This is a genomic window from Streptomyces sp. NPDC001493 (genome assembly GCF_053597235.1).
This window is the reverse complement of sequence record NZ_JBSFHV010000001.1, coordinates 455,186-479,290: the sequence shown is the minus strand read 5'-3', so window position 1 is coordinate 479,290 and position 24,105 is coordinate 455,186. Positions and strand designations below refer to the sequence as shown.

Sequence of the window (24,105 nt, the reverse complement as noted above, 5' to 3'; positions counted from 1 at the left end):
TTCAGGTTCCGGTGGTTCCGGCACCCGTGGCGGTTCCGGTGTCTCCGGCGGTTCCGGTATCTCCGGCGTCTCCGGAATCCGGCGTATCTCCGGAATCCCCGGCGAGGGCGGTGTCCCGGGTGGCCTCGGCGATCCTGGCGGCCAGGACCGGTCCGATCTGGGCCAGGGACCCCGCCTGGGTCATCTGGTCGTGCCGGGTGGTGACCTCGTGCGATTCGATCCGGCCCCCGATGTACGGGCGCCAGACCTCCGGGCCGGCGTCGTCGTCGCCCCGGCCGATGGTGGAGTTGAAGAGCAGCAGGTCCCCGTCGTACCTGCCGGGGACGAAGTCGACCGCCAGCTTCGCGTTGTTGATCATGATCTGGACGATCACCTCGACCTGCCGCTCGTTCAGCCCGGCGAGCGCGCTGCCCCGCCTGTTCAGCACCTCGGCGACCTCGGTGTAGGTGATCTCCCGGTCGCCCAGCTCGTCCGGGTCGACGTCGAGCACGCCGACGAGCACGTCGCGCACGGTGGGCACCGGCTCCTCCTCGAAGCGCACGTCCTTCACCGGGTACGCGTCGAGAACGGCCAGCAGCGCGGTCCGCTCACCGCGCGCCTGCAGTTCGCAGGCGAGTGCGTGGGCGATCAGACCGCCCGCCGACCAGCCGAGCAGCAGGTACGGCCCCTCCGGCTGGATCTTCTGGACGTGGTCGGCGTAGTCGGACGCCATCTCCTCGTAGGACGTGGGCAGCGGCTCGGGCCGACCGAGGCCGCGCGCCTGGAGCGCGTAGACCGGGTGCTGCGGGCCGAGGTGGTTGAGCAGTCCGCTGTACGACCAGCTGATGCCGCCGCCGGGGTGGACGCAGAACAGCGGTGTCTCCGTCCCGGTCGAACGCAGCGGCAGCAGCACGTCCAGCGCGTCTGCCGGATTGTTCATGGCCAGGCGTTCGGTCAGCCCGGCCACGGTCGGCGCCTCGAACAGCAGGCGCAGGCCCAGCTCCAGGCCGAGCGTCTCGCGGGCCCGGGAGGCCAGCCGTGCGGCCAGCAGCGAGTGGCCGCCCAGGTCGAAGAAGCCGTCGTCGATGCCGACCTGCTCCCGGCCGAGGACCTCGGCGAAGAGCCCGCACAGCAGCTGTTCCTGCGGCGTCCGCGGGCCGCGGCCGCCGTCCGACGCCCCGTAGTCGGGGGCGGGCAGCGCGGCCCGGTCGAGCTTGCCGTTGGCGGTCAGCGGCAGCGCCTCCACGGTGACGAACGCCGCCGGCACCATGTAGTCGGGGAGTTCGCGGCGCACCCGGCCGGACAGCTCGGCCTGCTCGGGCGCGCCCTCCGGCGCGGGCACCAGATAGGCGACCAGCCGCTTGTCCCCCGGCCTGTCCTCACGGGCGACCACGGCCGCCTGGGCGACGCCGGGGCAGCCCGCGAGGACGGCCTCGATCTCTCCGGGCTCGATCCGCAGACCGCGCAGCTTGACCTGGTGGTCGACGCGTCCGGCGAATTCCAGCGTGCCCTCGGGAAGCCACCAGGCGAGGTCGCCGGTGCGGTACATACGGCTCCCGGCCGGGCCGTACGGGTCGGCGGTGAAGCGCTCCGACGTGAGGCCGGGCCGGCCGAAGTAGCCGCGGGCCACGCCCGTTCCCGCGAGGTACAGCTCACCGACCATGCCCGTCGGTACCGGTCGCAGCCGGTCGTCGAGCACGTAGGCGCGCATGTTCGCCATCGGCGCGCCGATCGGCACGGTCGCGGCGTTCTCGGAGAGCTCGCGCACCGGGTGGCAGGTGGCCAGGGTGGTGGCCTCGGTGGGCCCGTAACCGTTGACCACCTGGATGGCGGGGCAGGCCGCCCGGACGCGGGCGGCGGCGGCCGGGGAGACCACGTCGCCGCCGGTCCACACCTCGCGCACCCCGGCGAGCAGGCCGGGGCGCTCCTCGGCGACCAGCCGGAACAGTCCGGCGGTCAGCCACAGCCCGGTCACCCCGTGGGTGGCGATCGTGTGCTGCAGCAGGTCGAGGTCGAGCCGCTCGGGCGGTGCGACCACGACCCGGCCGCCGTTGAGCAGCGGGACCCACAGTTCGTACGTCGACAGGTCGAAGGCGGTCGGGGAGTGCATCAGCACCCGCTCGTGGCCGCCGCCCCGCCACTCGGGGGTCAGCGCGAGACCCGCCACGTCCCGGTGGGTGACGGCCACGCCCTTCGGGCGTCCGGTCGAACCGGAGGTGTACATGATGTACGCCAACTGGTCCTCGCGGCAGGCCACTTCGACCCCGCCGGTGCCGGCGTCCTCGGACTGGACCAGGGCGGTGAGCACCTCGTCGGTGAGCACGAGGGCGGCTCCGCTCTCCCGGAGGATCAGATCGATCCGGGAGGAGGGGAAGCGCGAGTCGAGCGGTACGTAGGCGCCGCCCGCCTTGATGATCGCCAGGATCGCCACGACCAGCTCCGCCGAGCGGTCCATCAGGACCGCGACCGGCGTCTCGGGCCGCACGCCCTGGCGGATCAGCGCCCTCGCCAAGTGGTCGGCCCGCAGGTCGAGTTCCGCGTAGGTCAGCTCGGTGCCTCCCGCCACGACCGCGACCGCGTCCGGGGTGGCCCGCACCTGGCGGGCGAAGAGCGCCGGCAACGGGGCCGACGGCAGCTCCGCGGCCGTGTCGTTCACCTCGTACAGCAGCCGGTGGCGTTCCTCGCCGGACATGAGGTCGATCCGGCTGATCGGGAGGTCCGGGTCGGTGACGGCCGCGCGCAGCAGGCGGACCCAGCGTTCGAACAGCGACTCCACGGTGGACGCGTCGAAGAGGTCGGTGGCGTACTCCACGGCGCCGGCCAGACCGTCGGCGCCGCCGTCCGGGCGGAACTGTTCGGCCAGGCTGAACGTCAGGTCGACCCGCGAGGTCCCGGTCGGGGCCGCCACGTGGCCGGTCTCCAGCCCCGGCAGGGCGAAGGCGCCGACCGGAGCGTTCTGCAGGGCCAGCATGATCTGGAACAGCGGGTGGTGGGCGAGCGACCGCACCGGGTTGGCCACCTCGACGAGGTACTCGAACGGCACGTCCTGGTGGTCGTACGCGGTGAGCGCCTTCTGTCGCACCCGGCCGAGGAGGTCGGCGAATCCGGGGTCGCCCCCGGTGTCGGTGCGCAGGACCAGGGTGTTGACGAAGAAGCCGACGAGATCGTCCAGTGCCTGGTCGGTACGGCTGGCGATCGGGCTGCCGATGGGGATGTCCGTGCCGGCGCCGAGCCGGGTGAGCAGGGCCGCGAGACCCGCCTGGAGCACCATGAACATGCTGGCGCCGCGCGCGGTGGCCAGGTCGCGCAGGGCCTGGTGCAGTTCGGGGTCCAGCCGGACCACGACCCGGTCGCCCCGCTGGGAGGCCACCGGCGGCCGGGGCCGGTCGGAGGGCAGCTGCACCTGCTGCGGGATTCCCGCCAGCTCGCCCTTCCAGTAGGTGAGCTGCCGGGCGAACAGGCTCTCCGGGTCGTCGGCGTCGCCGAGCAGGTCGCGCTGCCAGCGGGTGTAGTCGGCGTACTGCACCGGCAGCGGGGACCACTGGGGTTCCTCGCCCCGGCAGCGCGCCGCGTAGGCCCTCGCGAGGTCGCCGGAGAGAGGCCCCATCGACCAGCCGTCGGCGGCGATGTGGTGCACCACGACGAGGAGTACGTGCCGGTCGGGGGCGAGCGCGTACAGCTCGGCCCGGACCGGCGGCTGCGCGGCCAGGTCGAACCCGCGCCCGGCCGTGTCCGCCAGCCGCCCGGCCAGCCCCGCCTCGTCGAGCTCGACCACCGGAAGCGCCGGGTGCGCCTGCTCGGTGTCCAGGACGACCTGGTAGGGGACGCCGTCGGTCTCGCGGAAGACGGTCCGCAGGCTCTCGTGCCGGCCGATGACGTCCGCGAGCGCGGTGTGCAGGGCCGAGCGGTCGAGGTCGCCGGTGAGGCTGAGCGCGAGCGGCATGTTGTAGGTGGCGCTCGGCCCGTCCATCCGGTGCAGGAACCAGAGGCGGCGCTGGGCGAAGGACAGCTCGACCCGCTCGGGGCGGGGGCGGGCGGTCAGTGCGGGCCGCGCCGCGCCGGAACCGTCCAGGCGGGCCGCCAGTGCGGCCACGGTCGGGGTTTCGAACAGGGTACGGACCTCCAGCTCCGCGCCGAGGGTCGCCCGGACCCTGGAGGCCAGGCGGGTCGCCAGCAGCGAGTGTCCGCCGAGGTCGAAGAAGCTGTCCTCGACCCCGACCTGTGCCAGCCCGAGCACCTCGGCGAACAGTTCGGCGAGGAGCTGTTCCTGCGGGGTGCGCGGGGCCCGCCCGGTCACGGCGGCGCCGAGGTCGGGGGCGGGCAGTGCGCGGCGGTCGAGCTTGCCGCTGGCCGTCAGCGGCAGCGCGTCCAGCGCCACGAACGCCGACGGGACCAGGTAGTCGGGCAGCCGTCCGCGCAGCCAGTCGCGGAGTTCGCCGAGGAGGGCGCCGGTCCCCCGGCTGCCGGTCGGACGGTTGGTCAGCGACGACAGCGCCCTGCCGGTGGTCCCGGCGGGCCGGTACGGCTCGACCGGGGAGCCTTCGAGGGTCCGCGGGTCGGCGAAGACGACGTCGACGGCGTCGGTGCGGGTCGCCGACCAGGTGACGGCCACCGTGCGGCCGAACTCCCGCCCGAGGGAGTGGAACTCCTCCGGGTCGGGGAGACCGCTCTCCTCGGAGGTGTCTTCGGGGGCGCGCAGCCGCTCCAGCAGCTGTGCGAGCGGCACGTCCCCGTCCTGCACCGCCCTGGCCAGGGCGGCCTCCCGCACCACGCGGCGGTTCGGCACCCCGGTGATCCGCAGCACCTCGGCGGGCTGCTGGGCGAGCAGTTCGCGCAGCTCGGCCGGCCCGGTGATCTGCCGTCCCCATGCGAGTTCGGCGGACCGGCCATGGGCGTTCGGGGCGACCGGGGACTTGTGCAGCGTCACGTCGTAGCGGTAGCGGGACAGTTCGTTGTGGTGGTGGCCCCGCTTGACCTCCACGGCCACCGCGCCGATGTCCGTGCCGTGGTTCCGCAGTTCGGCGAAGAAGTCCGGGTCGACCAGGAGTTCCTTCTCCACTCTGACGGCCTGCTCCACCGCGCGGCGCACGGCCGCGGGGTCGGTGCCGTCGTCGGTCCGGTGCAGCTGGACGGCGGTGGCCATCGGGCGCAGCAGCCTCAGGTTGCGTACGTCGCCGATGAAGAGCGCGCCGCCGGGGGCGAGCAGCCCCATCAGCTTTCCGATCACGTCGGCGAGGTAGTCGGCGGACGGGAAGTACTGCACCACCGAGTTGATCACGATGGTGTCGAACTCCCCGGCCGGCAGCCCGTCGGTGTCGTGCGCCGGACGGGTCTGCAGCACCACGCGGCCGGTGAGCCGGCCCTCCCCCGCGACCTGGGCGGTCAGGGCGTCGATCGCGGTGGCGGAGAAGTCGGTCGCCCAGTAGCTCTCGCAGTGGGGTGCGACCTGCGAGAGCAGCAGGCCGGTACCGACGCCGACTTCCAGCACCCGGCGCGGGCGCAGGGCCAGAATGCGGGCCACGGTGGCGTCCCGCCACTCCCGCATCTGCTCGACCGGAATCGGGCTGGCGTCGTAACTGCTGTTCCAGCCGACGAAGTTGTGGCCGAACGCCGCTTCGTCGGGGGCGATGGGCAGGGCGTCGTAGATGTCCTGCCACTCGCCCACGTGGTCCGCTTCCAGCCCGCTGTCGCGGGCCTCGTCCTGGCGCGGGACGACGTAGCCGACGAGCCGGTCGTCCTGCGCGAGGACCACGGCCCGGGCGACGGCGGGGTGTTCGGCCAGCGCGGCCTCGACCTCGCCGGGCTCGACGCGGAAGCCGCGGACCTTCACCTGGTCGTCGGCGCGGCCGGCGTACTCCAACTGGCCGTCGCCGCGACGACGCACCAGGTCGCCGGTGCGGTACATGCGCTCGCCCGGTACGAACGGGCAGGCGACGAACCGTCCGGCCGTCAGGCCGGGGCGGTTCAGGTATCCCCGCGCGAGGCCCGCGCCGGCGACGTACAGCTCCCCGATGACACCGGTCGGCACCGGCATCAGCCGGTCGTCCAGCACGTACACCCGGGCGTTGGGGATCGGCCGGCCGATCGGCGGCACGCCGTCCGCGGCCGGGGAGAGCGGGTCGCTCATGGTCGCGCACACGGTCGTCTCGGTCGGGCCGTACGCGTTGATCATCCGGCGTCCGGGGGCCCAGCGTGCCACCAGTTCCGGCGGGCACGCCTCGCCCGCCACCACCAGCGTCGATGCGGTGACCTCACCGTCCGGGACGGCGGCGAGGACCGAGGGGGGCACCGTCACGTGGGTGATGCCGAGGCCCGGATCGGTCAGTGCGGCGAGTGGCTCGGCCGCGGGGGGCAGCACCAGGGCCGCGCCGCACAGCAGGGCGGTGAAGATCTCCGAAACCGACGCGTCGAAGCTGGGCGAGGCGAACTGGAGTACTCGGCGGCCGGGTTCGATCGCGAAGCGCTCGATCTGTCCGGCGACCAGGCTCGCCACACCGCCGTGGCCGACCACGACGCCCTTGGGGCGGCCGGTCGAGCCGGAGGTGTAGATCACGTAGGCCGGGTGCCGCACGTCGAGCGCGACCTCCGGGTCGGAGTCCGGCCAGTCCCCCTCGTCCACCATGGCCGGGTCGTCGACGACCACCGCCGGACGGGAGTCCGCCAGCATGAACGAGATCCGCGACTCCGGATACCCGGGGTCCACCGGCAGATACGCCGCCCCGGCCTTCAACACACCCAGCACCGCCACCACCGACTCCACCGACCTCGGCAGAGCCACCGCCACCACCTGCTCGGGACCGACCCCCCGAGCGATCAACGCATGCGCGAACCGGTTCGCCCGCACATCGAGCTGACGGTACGTCAACTCATCCGCACCACCGACCAGCGCGACCGCGTCCGGCGTCAGGGCCACCTGAGCCGCGAGAGCCCGCGGCAGCGGGACGGTGTCCACGTCCCGGGCGGTCTCGTTGTCCTGTTCCACCAGCCGGTGGAGCTCGCCGGTGTCGAGGAGGTCGATGCCTCCGACGGCCTGCTCCGGATCGGCGGTGACGGCCTCCAGCAGGAGCGTCCAGCGCCGGACCAGTGAGACGACCGTCGAGTGGTCGAACAGGTCGGTGGCGTACTCGACCGCGCCGACGATTCCGGCCGGACTCCCGTCCGGGCCGAACCGCTCGACCATGCTCACACCGAGGTCGAACTTGGCGGTCCTGGTCGCGACCGCGTAGGTGTCGACGTCCAGGCCGGGCAGGTCGAACCGGCCCATGGGGGCGTTCTGCACGGCCAGAATGGTCTGGAAGAGCGGGTGGTGGGAGAGGGAACGGGACGGGTTCAGCGCCTCCACCAGATGCTCGAACGGCACGTCCTGGTGCGCATAACCCGACAACGCCGTCTCCCGCACCCGCCCCAGCAGCTCGACGAAGCTCGGATCACCACTCGTATCGGTCCGCAACACCAGCGTATTGACGAAGAACCCCACCAGATCGTCCAGCGCCTCATCCGTACGCCCCGCGATCGGACTCCCGATCGCGATATCCGTACCCGCACCCAACCGCGTGTACAACGCCGCCAACGCGGCCTGCAACACCATGAACAGGCTCGTCCCGGTCTTCTGCGCCAACTTCACCAGAGAGGTGTGAAGTTCGGCGTCGAGCTCCAGGCCGACGTGGTCGCCGTGCCGGCCGGCGACGGCGGGGCGCGGCCGGTCGGTGGGCAGCTGGAGCAGCTCCGGCAGGCCGGACAGCTGGCGCTTCCAGTAGGCGAGTTGCTCGGCGAAGCGGCTCTCCGGGTCGGCGGCGTCGCCGAGCAGTTCGCGCTGCCACAGCGTGTAGTCGACGTAACTCACCGGCAGGGCGCGGCGGCTCGCCGTGCGCCCTTCGCAGCGGGCCGCGTACGCCTCGGCGAGGTCGCGGGCGAGTGGTCCGGTGGACCAGCCGTCGGCGGCGATGTGGTGCATGACCAGCAGCAGCACGTGCTCGTCCGGCGCGACGGCGAACAGCTCCGCCCGCAGCGGCGGCTCGGTCGCCAGGTCGAAGGGCTGCCGGGCGGACTCGGCGAGGCGCTCGGGCAGTTCGGCCCGGGTGACCTCGACGGGCCGGGCCGGGAGGCGGACCGCGGCGGTGTCCAGTACGTGCTGGCACGGTACGCCGCCGACTTCGGGGAACACCGTCCGCAGGCTCTCGTGCCGGGCCACCACGTCGTCGAGCGCCTGGTCCAGCGCGGCACGGTCGAGTGTTCCGGTCAGCCGCAGGGCCAGCGGGATGTGGTAGGTCGCGGCGGCGGCGTCCATGCGGTGCAGGAACCAGAGCCGGCGCTGGGCGAAGGAGAGCGGCACGGTCCCGGGCCGCTCGTACGCGGTCAGGGCGGGTCGCGCCCGGCCGGCCCCGGTCAGCGCCTCGGCCAGACCGGCCACGGTGGGCGCCTGGAAGAGGGCGCGCAGCCCGAGCTCCACGCCGAGCACCGAGCGCACCCTGGCGACCAGCCGGGTGGCGAGCAGGGAGTGCCCGCCCAGGGCGAAGAAGTCGTCGTCGACGGAGACCTTCGGCACATCCAGCACCTCGGCGAACAGACCGGCGAGGATCTGCTCCTGCGGGGTGCGCGGCATCCGCCCGCCGCCCTCGGGAGCGGATGCGGGCGCGGGCAGCGCCGCCCGGTCCAGCTTCCCGTTCGGCGTCGACGGCAGCACGTCCCTCACCACGAAGACGGACGGCACCAAGTAGTCCGGCAGGCGCTCGCGCAGGTGCGCCGCCAGTTCCGCGGGACGGACGGCCAGGTGGGGACGGGTCGCCACGTAGCCGACGAGCCGGTCGTCCCGGGCCACGACGGCGGCCTGGGCGACGGCGGGGTGTTCGGCCAGCGCGGCCTCGACCTCGCCGGGCTCGACGCGGAATCCGCGTACCTTCACCTGCTGATCGGCGCGGCCGACGTACTCCAGCGCGCCGTCGGCCCGGCGCCGCGCCAGGTCGCCGGTGCGGTACATCCGCGCGCCGGGCGGTCCGAACGGGCAGGCGGTGAACCGCCCCGCCGTCAGGCCGGGCCGGTTCAGGTAGCCGCGTGCCAGACCGGGCCCGGCGACGTACAGCTCCCCTTCCACGCCCGGCGGTACGAGGCGCAGCCGCTCGTCCAGCACGTACACCCGGAAGCCCGCGACCGGTCGCCCGATCGGCGGCACGCCGTCCGCGGCCGGGGAGAGCGGGTCGCTCATGGTCGCGCACACGGTGGTCTCGGTCGGACCGTACGCGTTGATCATCCGGCGTCCGGGGGCCCAGCGTGCCACCAGTTCCGGCGGGCACGCCTCGCCCGCCACCACGAGGGTGGTGGCCGTGAGCGCGGCGGTGTCCAGCGTGGCCAGCGCCGAGGGCGGCAGCGTCACGTGGGTGACGGCGAGCCGGCGGTCCGTCAGGGCTTCCAGTGGAGCCTCGGCCGGGGCCAGGACGAGGGCGGCGCCGCTGAGCAGGGCGCAGCAGAGGTCCCAGAAGGAGGCGTCGAAGCTCGGCGAGGCGAACTGGAGCACCCTGCTGCCGGGCTTCACGCCGAGCCGGTCCGCCTGCGCGGCCACCAGGCCCGGGACACCGGCGTGGCTCACCGCGACGCCCTTGGGGCGGCCGGTCGAGCCGGAGGTGTAGATCACGTAGGCCGGGTGCCGCACGTCGAGCGCGACCTCCGGGTCGGAGTCCGGCCAGTCCCCCTCGTCCACCATGGCCGGGTCGTCGACAACCACCACCGGACGGGAGTCCGCCAGCATGAACGAGATCCGCGACTCCGGATACCCGGGGTCCACCGGCAGATACGCCGCCCCCGCCTTCAGCACACCCAGCACCGCCACCACCGACTCCACCGACCTCGGCAGAGCCACCGCCACCACCTGCTCGGGACCAACCCCCCGAGCGATCAACGCATGCGCGAATCGGTTCGCCCGCACATCGAGCTGACGGTACGTCAGCTCATCCGCACCACGAACCAGCGCGACCGCGTCCGGCGTCAGGGCCACCTGCGCCGCGAAGAGCGCGGGCAGGCTCGCTCCGGGGGCCGGGTCCTGGGCGGCGGGCAGCAGTTCGCCGCGTTCGCCGGCGGAGAGCAGGTCGATCCCGCCGATCGGCCGGTCGGGCGCGGCGGCGACCGCGGCCAGCAGCCTGGTCAGCCTGGTAGTCAGGAGCTCGACCGTCGGGCGGTCGAACAGGTCGGTGCTGTACTCGACGGCACCACCGAGTCCGGCCGGCGCGCCGTCGGGGCCGTATTCCTCCGCGAACCCGAAGGTCAGGTCGAGCCGCGCCGTGCCGGTGAGCACGGCCATCCCGGTGACCTGGAGGCCCGGCAGTTCGAAGTCTCCGCCCGGCGCGTTCTGCACGACCAGCCCGGTCTGGAAGAGCGGGTGGTGGGAGAGGGAACGGGACGGGTTCAGCGCCCCCACCAGATGCTCGAACGGCACGTCCTGGTGGGCGTAACCCGACAACGCCGTCTCCCGCACCCGCCCCAGCAGCTCGACGAAGCTCGGATCACCACTCGTGTCCGTCCGCAACACCAGCGTATTGACGAAGAACCCCACCAGATCGTCCAGCGCCTCGTCCGTACGCCCCGCGATCGGAGAGCCGATCGCGATGTCCGTACCCGCACCCAAGCGCGTGTACAACGCCGCCAACGCCGCCTGCAGCACCATGAACAGGGTCGCCCCCGATCGTCGCGCCAACTCAAGGAGCCGGCCGTGCAGTTCGGCGTCGATCCTGAGCTCCGTCAGGTCTCCTCCGTACGACATGACGGCCGGGCGCGGCCGGTCGGCGGGGAGTCGGAGCTGCTCGGGCAGCCCGGCCAGCGACCGCTTCCAGTACGCGACCTGACGGGTGAACAGACTGTCGGCGTCGTGCTCGTCGCCCAGGATCTCGTGCTGCCACAGGGTGTAGTCGCCGTACGTCACCGGCAATGGCGGCCAGGCCGGCGCCTCGCCGGCCTGCCTGGTGGTGTAGGCGGCGGCCAGGTCGCGGGCGAGCGGGCCCATGGACCAGCCGTCCCCGACGATGTGGTGCATGACCAGCAGCAGTACGTGCTCGTCCGGCGCGACGGCGAACAGCTCGGCCCGCAGCGGCACTTCCGAGGTCAGGTCGAAGCCGCGCACCGCCGACTCCCGGAGCAGGGACCGTACTTCCTTCTCCCCGGTGGGGCGCACGGTCAGCGGGAGAGCGACCTCGGCGGTGTCGAGGACCCGCTGGTGCGGGATTCCGCCCGTGTGCGGGAAGACCGTGCGCAGGGTCTCGTGCCGGGTCATCACGTCCACCAGCGCGGCGTTCAGCGCGGCCCGGTCGAGGTCGCCGGTCAGCCGCAGGGCCAGCGGCATGTGGTAGGTGGCGCTGGGCGCCCCGAACTGCTGGAGGAACCAGAGCCGCCGCTGTGCGAAGGAGAGCGGCATCGGTTCACGGCGGGGCCTGGGCACCAGGGCCCGCCGCGCGGTCTTGGCGTCGTGCAGCCCGGCGGCCATCCCGGCGGGGGTCGGGCTCCGGAACAGGGCTCGCAGCTCGACCTCGACCCCGAGGGTCGCCCGGACCCGCGAGACCAGCCGGGTGGCGAGCAGGGAGTGCCCGCCCAGCGCGAAGAAGTCCTCGTCGACCCCTACCCGGGCGAGGCCCAGCACCTCGGCGAACAGCTCGCACAGGATCTGCTCCTGGGGCGTGCGCGGAGCACGGCCGCCCGCGGGCGTGGCGGGCTCCGGGGCGGGCAGGGCCGCCCGGTCCAGCTTGCCGTTCGGTGTCAGCGGCAACGCGTCGAGCAGCACGAACGCGGACGGCACCATGTACTCGGGCAACCGGTCGCGCAGGTGCGCCGCGAGCGCCCCCGCGGTCGTCCCGGCCCCGTCCGGGGCGACGACCCAGGCGACGAGCCGGTCCTCCCGGGCCAGCACCGCGACCTGGGCGACGCCCGGGTGTTCGGTGAGCTGGGCCTCGATCTCGCCCGGCTCGATCCGGAACCCGCGCACCTTGACCTGGTGGTCGACCCGGCCGGCGAATTCCAGCTCGCCGTCGGCGCGCCAGCGCACCAGGTCGCCGGTGCGGTACATCCGCGTGCCCGCCGGACCGTACGGGTCCGCGACGAAGCGTCCGGCGCTCGGGCCGGGACGGTTCAGATAGCCGCGGGCCAGTCCGGCGCCCGCGAGATAGAGCTCTCCCGTCACGCCGGGAGCGACCGGCCGCAGGGCCTGATCGAGCACGTACGCACGGCAGTTGGCGATCGGGCGGCCGATCGGTACCGGCTGCGGGCAGTCGGCGGCGTCGGCCGGTAGCGGATAGGCGGTGATCACATGGGTCTCGGCGGGCCCGTAGTGGTTGTGCAGCACCCGGCCCGGCCTGCGGGCCTGGAAGCGGCGCACGGCACTCCCCAGCCGCATCGCCTCTCCGGCCTGCGCGACCAGCCGCAGGTGCGGCAGGTCGAGCGCCGCCTCCTCGGCGGCCTCGGCCAACGCCTCGATCACCAGGTTCGGCGCGAACAGCTCCTCGACCCGGTGCCGGTCCAGCCAGTGGGCGAACAGTTCGGCGCTGCGGCGCTGCTCCTCGGTCGGCACCACCAGGGTCTTGCCGTACAGCAGCGCGGAGAGCATCTCCTGCACCGAGACGTCGAAGCTGATCGCGGTGAACTGCGCGGTACGCGTGCCGGGTTCGCCGCCGACGGCGCGGTGGTGCCAGGCCAGCAGGTTGAGCAGTCCGCCTGCGGGCATCACCACGGCCTTGGGCAGGCCGGTGGAGCCGGAGGTGTAGATGACGTAGGCCGGGTGCCGGTCGTCCACCGGGACGGCCGGATCGTGCTCCGGCAGCGGGCCCGGGGGTGTGACGGCCGCGAGGTCGTCGAGCACCACGGCAGGCCTGGCGTCCCGCAGCATGTAGTCGATGCGGACGTCCGGGTAGCCCGGGTCGACGGGCAGGTACGCCGCGCCCGTCTTGAGCACCGCGAGGACGGCGATCACCAGCTCGGCCGAACGCGGCAGCCGCAGGGCGACCACCTGCTCCGGGCCCACACCGCGCCCGATCAGCGCGTGGGCCAGGCGGTTCGCCCGGCGGTTCAGCTCGCGGTAGGTCAGCACGACGTCCTCGAACAGCACCGCCGGGGCGTCCGGGGTCTCCCGGACCCGTGCCTCGAAGAGCGCGGGCAGGGTGGTGTCGGGCAGCCGGCAGGCGGTGTCGTTGCGGCCGACCAGCAGCTCACGGCGCTCCTCGGCGGTGAGGACGTCGATCCGGCTCAGCGGACGCTCCGGCTCGGCGACCACCGCCGCGAGCAGCCGCAGCCACCGGGCGACCAGTGCCTCGACCGTGGCGGGGTCGAAGAGGTCGGTGCTGTACTCGACGCGGCCGACGATGCCCTCGGCGGCGCCCGTACCGCCGCGTTCCAGCAGGTGGAAGCCGAGGTCGAACATGGCCGTCGGCGTCCGTACCAGAACGATCTCCGTGTCCAGACCGCTCAGCGCGAACTCGGTACGGGGCACGTTCTGCAGCGCGAGCAGCACCTGGAACAACGGCTGGCGGGCGAGCGAACGGGCCGGGTTGAGAGCCTCGACGACGTGGTCGAACGGCAGGTCCTGGTGCGCGTAGGCGCCGAGCGCGCCCTCACGGACCCGTTCCAGCAGCTCGGCGAAGGACGGGTCGCCGCTGATGTCCGTACGGAGGACCAGCGTGTTGACGAAGAACCCGACGAGGTCGTCCAGCGCCTGGTCGGTCCGGCCGGCGATGAGGCTGCCGACCGGGATGTCCGTGCCCGCGCCGAGCTTCTCCAGCAGCGAGGCCAGGGCGGCCTGCAGCACCATGTACACGCTGGCGCCGTGCCGCCGACCCAGCCGGATCAGCCCGTCGTGGAGTTCGGCGTCCAGTTCGATCGCCAGGTGGCCGCCGGAGTAGGAGGGCGTGGCGGGGCGGTGGCGGTCGGCGGGGAGCCGGATCTGCTCGGGCAGGTCCGCGAGCGTCCGGGTCCAGTAGTCCGTCTGACGCGCCAACAGGCTGTCTTGGTCGGCCGGTTCGCCGAGCAGCCGCTGCTGCCAGAGGGTGTAGTCGGCGTACTGCACGGGCAGCGGCGCCCACGAGGGCGCCTCGCCGCGGCGGCGTGCCGCGTACGCGGTGGCGAGGTCGGCGGCGAGCGGGCCCAGCGACCAGCCGTCGCCGGCGATGTGGTGCATCACCAGGAGCAGCACGTGCTCGTCGGCCGAGATCTCGAACACCTGGGCACGCAGGGGCGGTTCGGCCGCGATGTCGAATCCGCGCGCCACCGCCCCGGCCAGCAGTCCGGGCAGGTCCGAATCGTCGGCCCGGGTGACCGATACCTTCGGGCGGGCCTCCCCCGCGGCGAACACCTGCTGGTGGGGCACGCCGTCCACGCTCGGGAAGACCGTGCGCAGGGTCTCGTGGCGGTCGGCGAGGTCACCCAGCGCCGCTTCCAGGGCCGCCAGGTCCAGCGTTCCCGAAAGCCGCCAGGCGAGCGGCATGTTGTAGACCGAGTCCGCGCCCTCCAGCTGGCGCAGGAACCAGAGCCTCCGCTGAGCGGAGGACAGCGGTACCCGCTCGGGCCGCTCACCCTGCTCCAGGGCGAGCCGGGCCCGGTCCGCGCCGCCCAGCCCGGCGGCCAGTCCTGCCACGGTCGGGGTACGGAAGAGGGTGCGCAGGGGCAGCTCCACGCCCAGCGTGGTTCGGACCCGGGCCACCAGCCGGGTGGCGAGCAGGGAGTGCCCGCCGAGGTCGAAGAAGTCGTCGTCGGCACCGACCCCGGGCAGGCCCAGCACCTCGGCGAACAGCCCGGCCAGCACCTGCTCCTGCGGGGTGTGCGGCGCCCGTCCGGCCGGCGTCGCGGTGGTCGCGGGCTCGGGCAGGGCACGCCGGTCCACCTTGCCGCTGGTGTTCAGCGGCAGGGCGTCGAGGGAGACGAACGCGGTCGGCACCATGTAGTCCGGCAGCCGCTCGCGCAGGTACGCCCGCAGGTCCTCCGGCCGGAGCTCCGCGCCGGTGACGGGCACCGGATAGGCGACCAGCCGGGAGTCCTGTGCCCGGTCCTGGCGGACGATCACGGCGGCGCGGGCGACCTGGGGGTGGCCGGCGAGAACCGCCTCGATCTCCCCGAGTTCGATCCGGTACCCGCGGATCTTGACCTGGTCGTCGGTGCGGCCGAGGAATTCCAGGTTCCCGTCCGGGTTCCAGCGCACCAGGTCGCCCGTGCGGTACATCCGCGAGCCACCGGGACCGGACGGGTCCGCCACGAACCGCCCCGAGGTCAGGCCCGGCCGGTTCAGGTAACCGCGTGCCAGCCCCGCACCCGCGATGTACAGCTCACCCGCCACCCCGGCCGGGACCGGCCGCAACGCGGCGTCGAGCACGTACAGCCGGACACCGTCGAGAGGCCGGCCGATCACCTGGTGCGGGCTGGATCCCAGTGGTGCGACGACCGAGTCCACCGTGCACTCGGACGGCCCGTAGTAGTTCAGGGAGGTCACTCCGTCGGCCCCCCGCAGCCGCTCCCACAGCTGCTCGGGTACGGTCTCGCCGCCCAGGCCGATCAGCGTGGGGCGCCACCGGGGGTTGTCCAGCAGGCCGTTCTCGACGAGGAGTTGCAGATAGGACGGGGTGCCGCCGACGGTGTCCAGTCCGGCCCGGGCGGCGTAGTCGAGGTAGGCCCGCGGATCGGACCTGGTCGCCTCGTCCAGGACGTGCAGTTCGTGGCCCGCGAAGAGGGCGATCAGCTGATCGAGGGAGGCGTCGAAGGACACGGACGTGGTCAGCCCGATCCGCATCCGCTTCTTCGCGCGGAAGACCAGGGGCAACTGGTTGGCGAACAGGTTGCGGAGGCCGCCGTGGGTCGCGACGACGCCCTTGGGCGTGCCCGTGGAACCCGAGGTGTAGATGACGTACGCCGGATGCTCCGGCCCCACCGACACCATCGGGTCCGCCACCGGGCAACCCGCCAACAACTCAGCGGTCCCCGGCCCGTCCACCACCAGCCGACCGACCGGAACCTCCGGCAACCGGCCCTCGGTACCCACATCCGTCACCAACAGAACCGGACGGGCATCATCCAGCAGATACGCGATCCGCGCCGCCGGATACTCCGGATCCACCGGAACATACGCCCCACCCGACTTCAGCACCGCCAGAATCGCCACCACCAACTCGGCCGACCTCGGCAACGCCACCGCCACCATCCGCTCAGGCCCCACACCCCGAGCGATCAACGCATGCGCCAGACGATTCGCCCGCACATCCAACTCAGCGAACGACAACGACACGTCCCCGGCCACCACCGCGCACTCGTCCGAGGCCGCGGACACCCGGGCCCGGAACAACTCCAGCAGATCCTCACCGGGTACGCCGGCGGTCGGTCCGGTCCCCAGGGCCACCAGCTCGCGGTGCTCGTCCGCCGTGAGCAGATCGATCCCGCTCAGCCTGCGTCGCGGATCGGCGACCGCCGCCCGGAGCAGCCGCTCCAGCCGTCCGATCATCGTCTCGACGGCAGCCGGGTCGTACAGGTCGGTGGTGTACTCGACCGACCCGTCGATTCCGTCCGGGGAGCCGTCCTCCGCGAGCCGCTCGGACAGGGTGAAGATCAGGTCGAGCTTGGCCGTGGTCGACGCCGACGGCATGTCGTCGACGCGCAGTCCGGCCGGGGCGAAGTCGGCCCGGGGCGCGTTCTGCAGCACCAGCATGACCTGGAACAGCGGGTGGTGCGCCAGCGACCGGGACGGGTTGAGGACCTCGACCAGGTACTCGAACGGCAGGTCCTGGTGCGCGTACCCGGCCAGTGCCGTGTCCCGGACCCGGTCCAGCAGTTCGGCGAAGGTCGGATCGCCCGACGTGTCGGTACGGAACACCAGGGTGTTGACGAAGTAGCCGACCAGCTCGTCCTGCGCCTGGTCGGTCCGTCCGGCGACAGGGCTGCCGACCGGAATGTCGTCACCCGCGCCGAGCTTGCTCAGCAGCGCCGCGAGCGCCGCCTGGAGGACCATGAACAGACTGGTCCCGTGCGCGCGGGCGAGTTCGCGGAGACCGCGGTGCAGCTCGGCGTCCAGCCCGGCGCTCACGGAAGAGCCCCGGTGGGTGGCGATCGCCGGGCGGGGGCGGTCGGTGGGCAGCTGGACGCACTCCGGCAGACCAGCCAGCTGCCGGGCCCAGTAGTCCGCGTGTCCCGCGAACAGACTGTCCCGGTCCGCGGCGTCGCCGAGCAGCTCGTGCTGCCACAGGGTGTAGTCCGCGTACTGCACCGGCAGGGGCGCCCACCGCGGCTCCTCGCCGCGCCGGCGCGCCGCGTAGGCGGCGGTGAGTCCCTGTGTGAGGGGCCCCAGCGACCAGCCGTCGCCGGCGATGTGGTGGAGCACCACCTGGAACACGTGCTCGTCCGGGGCGAGTTCGAACAGCGAGACCCGCAGCGGCACGTCGGCCGCCAGATCGAACGGACGGTCCTTCGCCTCTGCCATCAGGGCGGGCAGTCCGGCCTCCGCGGTCCGGCTCACCAGCAGCCGCGGACGGGCCGCCGCCGCGTCCAGCACCTTCTGGTGCGGCGCACCGTCCACCGCGGGGAAGACCGTACGCAGGCTTTCGTGCCGGGCCACCACGTCCGCCACGGCGGCTTCCAGTGCCTGCCGGTCCAGGTGCCCGGTCAGCCGCCAGGCCAGGGAGATGTGGTAGTTCGCGGCTGCTCCCTCCAACTGGTGCAGGAACCACAGCCGCCGCTGCGCGAACGACAGCGGGACCACCGCGGGTCGCTCGCGCCGCACCAGGGCGGTCTGCGCCGGTCCGGCGGCCACCAGGGCGGCGGCGAGGCCTGCCGGGGTCGGCGCCTCGAACAGGGTGCGCAGCGGCATCTCCACGCCGAGCGTCGCGCGGATGCGGGCGGCCAGGCGGGTGGCCAGCAGGGAGTGCCCGCCCAGGTCGAAGAATCCGTCCTCCACACCGGCGGACTCCACCCCCAGTACCTCCGCGAACAGCTCGCAGAGGATCTGCTCCTGCGGGGTGCGCGGGGCGCGGGAGGTGGCCGCCGGGGCGGTGTCCGGGGCGGGCAGGGCCCGGTGGTCCAGCTTGCCGTTGGCGGTCAGCGGCAGCGTGTCCAGCATGACGAACGCCGACGGCACCATGTACTCCGGCAGCCGCTCGCGCAGGTGTCCGCGCAGCTCGGAGGCTTCGGGCGCGGCGCCCCGGACGGGTACCACGTACGCGGCCAGCCGGATGTCGTCGGCCCGGTCCTGGCGGGCCAGGACCGCGACCTGGGCGACACCGGGGCACGCGGCCACCGCCGCCTCGATCTCGCCGAGTTCGATCCGGAACCCGCGCACCTTCACCTGCTGGTCCGCCCGGCCGACGTAGCGCAGGCCGCCGTCCACCGCACGGCGCACCACGTCGCCGCTGCGGTACATGCGCGATCCCGGCGGTCCGAACGGGTCCGCCACGAACCGGCCCGAGGTCAGGCCCGGCCGGTTCAGGTAGCCGCGCGCCAGGCCCGGGCCCGCGACGTACAGCTCACCGGGCACGCCCGGGGCCACCGGCCGCAGGCCGTCGTCGAGGACGTACGCCCGCAGGTCGGGGAGGGCCGTGCCGATCCCGCCGGCGGCGGGGGAGCGGTCGAGCGCCGCGTACGTGACGTGCACCGTGGTCTCGGTGATGCCGTACATGTTGACCAGCCGCGGCGCGTCGTCCGGGTGCCTCTCGTACCAGCTCGACAGCCGGCCGTGCTCCAGCGCCTCACCGCCGAACACCACCGTGCGCAGGGCGAGTCGGCGGCCGGTCTCCGGCGCCTCCGCGTCCGCCTGCGTCAGCTGGTAGAAGGCGGACGGGGTCTGGTTGAGCACCGTCACCCGCTCGCGGGCGAGCAGTTCCAGGAACCGGCCGGGCGACCGGCTGGTCTCGTGGTCCACGACCACCAGGCGGCCGCCGTGCAGCAGCGGGCCCCACAGTTCCCACACCGAGAAGTCGAAGGAGTAGGAGTGGAAGAGGGTCCACACGTCCTCGGCGGTGAAGTCGAACAGCTCCCGGGTGGTGTCGAACAGGCGCACCACGTTGCGGTGCGGGACCACCACGCCCTTGGGGTTGCCGGTGGAACCGGAGGTGTGGATGACGTAGGCGGCGTGGCCGGGGTCGAGGGCGAGCCCCGGGTCCGTGTCCGGCAGGGCGTCCAGGCCGACGGTGTCCAGCAGCAGCCGGTCCACGCCCTCGGCCTCCAGCCGCTCCCCGGTCAGGCTCGTCGTCACGAGCAGCGCGGGCCGGGTGTCCTGGAGCAGGTAGGCGATGCGGGCGGAGGGGTACTCCGGGTCCACCGGGACGTAGGCGGCGCCGGCCTTGAGTACCGCGAGGACCGCCACGACCAGCTCGGCCGAGCGCGGCAGAGCCAGCGCCACCAGCTGCTCCGGCCCCACTCCGCGGCCGATCAGGGCGTGCGCCAGCCGGTTGGCGCGGGAGTTCAACTGGGCGTACGTCAGGGTGGTCGCGCCGTCGCTGAGGGCGGTCGCGGCGGGGTTCGCCCGTACCTGCCGCTCGAACAGCGCGGGCAGGCCGCTCTCCGGCAGCGCCCCGGCCCGGTCGGCGCCGGCCGGCAGCAGGGCCCGGAGCTCGTCGGCGGAGAGCACGTCCACCTGTCCGATCCGCCGGTCCGGGGCGGCGGCGACGGCACGGAGCAGCCGCTGCCACCGCTCGACGATCCCGGCGACGGTGGCCGCGTCGAACAGATCGGTGCTGTACTCCACCACGCCCGACAGCCCGTCCCCGTCCGGCTGTTCGGCCAGGACGAAGTTCAGGTCACACTTGGCCGTCCCGGTGGGGACCAGGTCGGTCGTCACCCGCAGCCCGGGCAGGTCGAAGGTGCCGAACGGCGCGTTCTGGAGGGTGAACATGGTCTGGAACAGCGGGTGGTGGGCGAGCGTCCGGTTCGGGTTCAACGCCTCCACCAGGTGCTCGAACGGCATCTCCTGGTGCGCGTAGGCTTCCAGCGCCCCGGAGCGCACCCGGCCCAGCAGTTCGGTGAACGAGGGGTCCCCGGACAGGTCGGTGCGGAGCACCAGGGTGTTGACGAAGAAGCCGACCAGCTCGTCCAGGGCTTCGTCGGTGCGCCCCGCGATCGGGGTGCCGATGGGGACGTCACTGCCGGCGCCGAGCTTGCCCAGCAGGGCGGCCAGACCGGCCTGGAGCACCATGAAGAGGCTCGCGCCGCCGTCGCGGGCGAGTCCGCGCAGCTGCCGGTGCAGCTCGGCGTCGATCCGCACCGGCAGCTGGGCGCCCCGGTAGGTCATCGCCATGGGCCGGGGCCGGTCGAAGGGAAGCTCGACCTGCTCGGGCAGGCCCGCCAGACGCTCCCGCCAGTAGGCGAGTTGACCGCTGAGCAGACTGTCCCGGTCGGCGCCGTCGCCCAGCAGCTCCTGCTGCCAGAGGGCGTAGTCGGCGTACTGGACGGGGAGCGGCGACCACTGCGGCTCCCCTCCCCCGCTGCGGGCCGCGTAGGCGGTCGTCAGGTCCCGCGAGAGCGGCCCGGTCGACCAGCCGTCACCGGCGATGTGGTGCATCACCAGCAGCAGTACGTGCTCCTCGGCACCGAGGCGGAACAGTTCGGCGCGCAGTGGCGATTCTTCGGAGAGTTCGAAGCCGCGCCGTGCCGCCTGCGCCAGCCTGTCGGGCAGCTCGTGCTCGCCGACCTCGGTCATCCGCAGCCGCGGCCGTGCGGCGTCGGCGTCGAGCACCCGCTGCCACGGCACGCCGTCGGCCACCGGGAAGACGGTGCGCAGGCTCTCGTGCCGCTCGGTCACGTCCGCGAGGGCGGCCTCCAGGGCGCGCGGGTCCAGACTTCCCGACAGCCTCAGCGTCAGCGGGATGTTGTAGGTGGCGCTCGGGCCCTCCATCCGGTGCAGGAACCAGAGGCGGCGCTGCGCCGAGGAGAGCGGGACCGTCCCGGGCCGCTCGCGCCGCCCGAGGGCCGGGCGCGCCCGGCCGGCGGCGTCCACCGCGGCGGCCAGTTCCGTCACCGTCGGTGCGTCGAACAGGTCGTGCAGCCTCAGCTCCACGCCCAGCACCGACCGGGCTCGGGCGACCAGCCGGGTGGCGAGCAGGGAGTGCCCGCCGAGGTCGAAGAAGCTCTCGTCCAGTCCCGCTTCGGCGACCCCCAGCACCTCGGCGAACAGCCTCTGGAGCAGGTGCTCGACCGCGGTGCGCGGAGCCCGTCCGGGTGCGGCGGGACGCAGCTCGGGGGCCGGGAGGGCGCGTCGGTCGAGCTTGCCGTTCGGGGTCAGCGGCAGCGCGTCCAGCACCACGAGGGCGGACGGCACCATGTACGCGGGCAGCCGCTCCCGCAGCCGGTCCCGCACTCCGTCCGCCGTGACGGCCTGCCCCTCGGCGGGGACGACGTACGCGACCAGCCGGGGTTCCTCGTCGGTGCGCACCGTGACGACGGCACGCGCGACCCGCGGGTCGTCGGCGAGGACCGCCTCGATCTCGCCGAGTTCGATCCGGTGCCCCCGGATCTTGACCTGGTCGTCGGTGCGGCCGAGGAACTCCAGGTTCCCGTCCGGGTTCCAGCGCACCAGGTCGCCCGTGCGGTACATCCGCGAGCCACAAGCACCGGACGGGTCCGCCACGAACCGCCCCGAGGTCAGGCCCGGCCGGCTCAGGTAGCCGCGCGCCACTCCCGCACCCGCGATGTACAGCTCACCGGCCGTACCGGCCGGCACGGGCCGCAACGCGGCGTCGAGCACGTACAGCCGGGCATTGGTGACGGGCCGGCCGATGACCGGGCGCGGGCTCGACGCCACGGGCGCGGCCACCGAGTTGACGGTGCACTCGGAGGGTCCGTAGAGGTTGAGGCAGGAGGTCCCGTCGGCGGCGCGCAGCCGCTCCCACAGCTGCTCGGGTACGGCCTCACCGCCGGCCGCGACCAGCGCGGGGCGGTGACGTGGGCCGTCCAGCAGACCGGCGGAGACGAGGTCGTGGAGGTAGGAGGGGGTGGCCTCGACGTAGTCCAGTCCGTGGGAGGCCGCGTACTCGACGAAGGCCTCCGGGTCGGTCCAGGTCGCGTGGTCCAGGACGTGCAGCTCGTGGCCCGCGAAGGGGGCCATCAGCTGGTTCCAGGAGGCGTCGAAGGAGACCGAGGTGGTCAGCGCCACCCTCAGCCGCTGCCGGTCCTTCAGCAGCGGTGCGAACTGCACCAGCCGGTGGTCGCTGAGCAGGTTGCGCAGTCCGCCGTGGGTCGCGACCACGCCCTTGGGCGTGCCCGTGGAACCCGAGGTGTAGATGACGTACGCCGGATGATCCGGCCCCACCGACACCCCCGGGTCCGCCACCGGGCAACCCGCCAACAACTCAGCGGTCCCCGGCCCGTCCACCACCAGCCGACCGACCGGACCCTCCGGCAACCGGCCCTCGGTACCCACATCCGTCACCAACAGAACCGGACGGGCATCATCCAGCAGATACGCGATCCGCGCCGCCGGATACTCCGGATCCACCGGAACATACGCCCCACCCGACTTCAGCACCGCCAGAATCGCCACCACCAACTCGGCCGACCTCGGCAACGCCACCGCCACCAACCGCTCAGGCCCCACACCCCGAGCGATCAACGCATGCGCCAGACGATTCGCCCGCACATCCAACTCAGCGAACGACAACGACACGTCCCCGGCCACCACCGCGCACTCGTCCGGGGCCGCGGACACCCGGGCCCGGAACAACTCCAGCAGACTCTCGGTGAACGGTTCCGCCACCGGGCCCGTACCGAGAACCGCCAGCTCACGACGGTCCGCCGCGGTGAGCAGGTCGATCCCGCCCACCGTCCGGTCCGGGTCGTACTCCGCGACGGCGTCGAGGAGGGCGAGCAGCCGTTCCTGGTGCGCGGCCAGGTCGCCGTCGGCGTACGCCTCCGGCGCGCCGTGCAGCCTGAGGAGCGGTGGGGTGCCGTCCCGGTAGTCGAACACCCAGACGGCCAGGTCGGTGGTCGACCCCGACACGAAGTGGTGCACCGAGGCGGGGTGCCCGGCGAAGCTCGGCCTCGCGTTGAAGGCCATGATGTTGACGATCAGCGGGAACGCCGTACCGATGCCGCCGGGTGCGCCGAGGTCGCGCAACAGGTCCTCGCTGCGGTAACGCTCGTGCGCGACGGCCGACTCGACTTCCCGGGCCACCTGGGCGACGAGCTCGCCCCAGCGCATGTCGGGGCGCACGGTCAGCCGCAGGGGCACCACGTTGGACATGGTGCCGGGCGCGGACAGCAGGCTCCGCCCGGAGCCCCGACGGGCGGTGACGGGAAGGGCGAGCACCACGTCCTGGGTGCCGCTCAGCCGGTGGGCGTAGAGGGCCGTCGCGGCGATGACCACACGGGACCACCGGACACCGGCCCGGCCGGCCGCGGCACGCAATGCCCCGGGACTCCGCAGTTCCCGCTCCCCGGCCAGGCGCAGGGCCCGGTGCGGGTCGGTCGTGGAGGCGTCGGTGAGCCGCGTCGGGGCGGGCAGATCGGCGAAGCGCCCGGTCCAGTAGGCGCGGTCGGCCACGAAGTCGGCCGACGAGCGGTAGTCGGCGTCGCTGTCGACCAGGTCCCGGAGGGAACCGAACGGGCAGGGCGGCACGTCGCCGCCCTCGGCCAGGGCCGAGTACACCTCGCCGACCCGCTGACGGACCATGGAGCTGCTGATCGCGTCCAGCACCAGGTGGTGGTAGTTGAGGTACCAGAGGAACTCCGTCGGTGACAGCCGGATCAGCGCGTGGCCGAACAGCGGGTCACGGGCGAGGTTTAAAGGGCGGGCCAGGTCCCGCTCCATCCACCGCATGGCCGCCGCCCGGGGATCGGGCTCCGACTCGAAGTCGAGGTGTTCGGGCGCCCAGTCCCAGGTCTCGCGGAGGATCTGGCGCGGGCCTTCGCCGTCGTCGACGAAGGTCACGTGCAGGGCGTCGACCTCGTCCACGACCAGGCGCAGCGCGGTCTCGAACAGCTCGGGGTCGACCGGACCGTGGATCTCCAGGCACTCGCCGACGCGGTAGCCCGGGATCGGTGTACGGGAGCTCTGCTCGGCGAGCCAGATCTCCCGCTGGGCCGCGGTCAGGGAAAGGACGTCGCCGTCACGACGGGACATGGGGTACCTCCAGAAGTATTGAGTGGGCATGCGCGCAGGGCGTGCCACCGGCGCCGGTCACGGTGTGTGTCACGTGG

At 73.2% G+C, this 24,105-nt stretch carries 1 protein-coding gene; it reads right to left on the bottom strand.

All coding sequences use genetic code 11. The annotated features are described in order from the left end of the window. Position 1 precedes the first annotated feature (1 nt). Positions 2-24,028, bottom strand: coding sequence for a non-ribosomal peptide synthase/polyketide synthase (locus tag ACWCWD_RS01860; RefSeq protein ID WP_450769426.1), 24,027 nt, complete (start codon positions 24,026-24,028; stop codon positions 2-4). Positions 24,029-24,105 lie beyond the last annotated feature (77 nt).